The organism is Okeania sp. SIO2B9 (assembly GCF_010672505.1).
GTDB classification, from domain to species: Bacteria; Cyanobacteriota; Cyanobacteriia; order Cyanobacteriales; family Microcoleaceae; genus Okeania; species Okeania hirsuta.
This window is the reverse complement of sequence record NZ_JAAHGK010001460.1, coordinates 1-1,750: the sequence shown is the minus strand read 5'-3', so window position 1 is coordinate 1,750 and position 1,750 is coordinate 1. Positions and strand designations below refer to the sequence as shown.

1 protein-coding gene is annotated in these 1,750 nt (G+C 35.9%); it reads left to right on the top strand.

Features of this window, described 5'->3' with window-relative positions:
• Window positions 1-268: 268 nt before the first annotated feature.
• Entirely contained in the window at window positions 269-1,264 is a 996-nt protein-coding gene (purM, locus tag F6K13_RS31695; protein WP_287289661.1) for a phosphoribosylformylglycinamidine cyclo-ligase, read from the top strand.
• Window positions 1,265-1,750: the final 486 nt, after the last annotated feature.

Below are 1,750 nucleotides of genomic sequence, written 5' to 3'. Positions count from 1 at the left end.
AATTTTATAGATACAAGACTGATGGTAAACTTCTAAAGGCTAGACATCCTGACAAAGCTAGTGTCGCTACGCGGAAGTTAAAAATCAAAATTCAAAATTCAAAAGCATTGATTGGTAAGGCTTTTAGGATTTTGTAACTGGTCAGTTATTTCCGCCGTCCTGCACTAGGGATTGATGAAATTGCCTTTGCAAGATTGAGAATCTGCAAAAATGGGTTTCTTAATTTCTTGTTGTCTAGCGCACAATCAAAGTTTTGGCCTAAGACATGATGGATTATAAACAAGCTGGTGTTGATGTTGAAGCGGGTCGTGAATTTGTAGATAATATCCGCAATATGGTTATTAGTACCCACCGACCAGAAGTTTTAGGAGCATTAGGTGGGTTTAGTGGATTATTTGCTTTGCCAAGTGGTTACAAAGAACCTGTTTTGGTTTCTGGTACTGATGGTGTGGGCACAAAATTAAAACTGGCAAATACTCTTAATTGTCATCATACTGTTGGTATTGATTTGGTTGCTATGTGTGTTAATGATGTGTTGACATCGGGGGCGGAACCTCTATTTTTTTTGGATTATTTAGCAACCGGAAAATTGAATCAGCAACAGTTAACTGAAGTGGTTTCTGGTATTGCTGAAGGATGTCGTTTAGCAGGGTGTGCTTTAATTGGAGGAGAGACTGCTGAAATGCCAGGTTTTTATCCACCTGGTGAGTACGATCTGGCAGGTTTTTCTGTAGGAATTGTGGAAAAAAGCTCGATTTTGGATGGGTCTCAGGTGCAAATGGGGGATGTGGCGATCGGATTGGAAAGTAGTGGCGTTCATAGTAATGGTTTTAGTTTGGTGAGAAAGATTATTGATGAGTACAATGTTTCTCTACAAGATTGCCCAGATTTTTTGAATAATCAAAGTTTAGGAGAGGCGTTATTAACTCCAACAAAAATTTATGTTAAGCCAATTTTAGCAGCGCAAAAAGCGGGTTTAGATATTCATGGTATGGCTCATATTACTGGAGGTGGTTTGCCAGAAAATTTACCTCGTTGTTTGCCAAAGGGAATGTCTATTGATATAGATAAAAGTAGTTGGGATATTCCTGCTATTTTTAGGTGGATTTCCGAAGTTGGTAATGTGGACGAGGAGGCGATGTTTAATACTTTTAATATGGGAATTGGTTTTGTGGTTTTGGTGCCACATAGTCAGGCAGAAATAACGATCAATTGGTTTGCCTCTCAGGGGATAAAAGCTTATTGTTTGGGTGAAGTTAATTAGTTTTTTATAATAGATTGAGCCAAAATTAGGGAGGAATTTCTTGATGAGGGAGTAGGCGTTCGCAGTGTGTTGCGTCATTAGTATCGCTAAAGTAATTTATTCAATTATCAATCTTTATTTATTGTCGTCACATTTATAATTTTAAATCACCTAAATCAACGAAATATATCTAAGTTGTTTATGCAAAAAAGATAAAATTAAGTAAGAAATTATAATTATGTTGTCATAATATAAATTGACACAAAGAGTTGATTTTGTGATTGAATGATGAAGAGCAGGATAATTAAAATCATACTTGAATATTGCGACCGCAATATTTGATGTTTGTGGCATAAATTAAGATGGTCTGTGATGATTTATTTGAATAAAACCCACATTCAGCACGTCAATTTGTAACATTAAAAGTAGTATATAAATCCGTAGCTTGGTAGGTACTTATACTATGCAAATCATTTCAATTACTTTTTTCGTCGATCAAATTCCTAG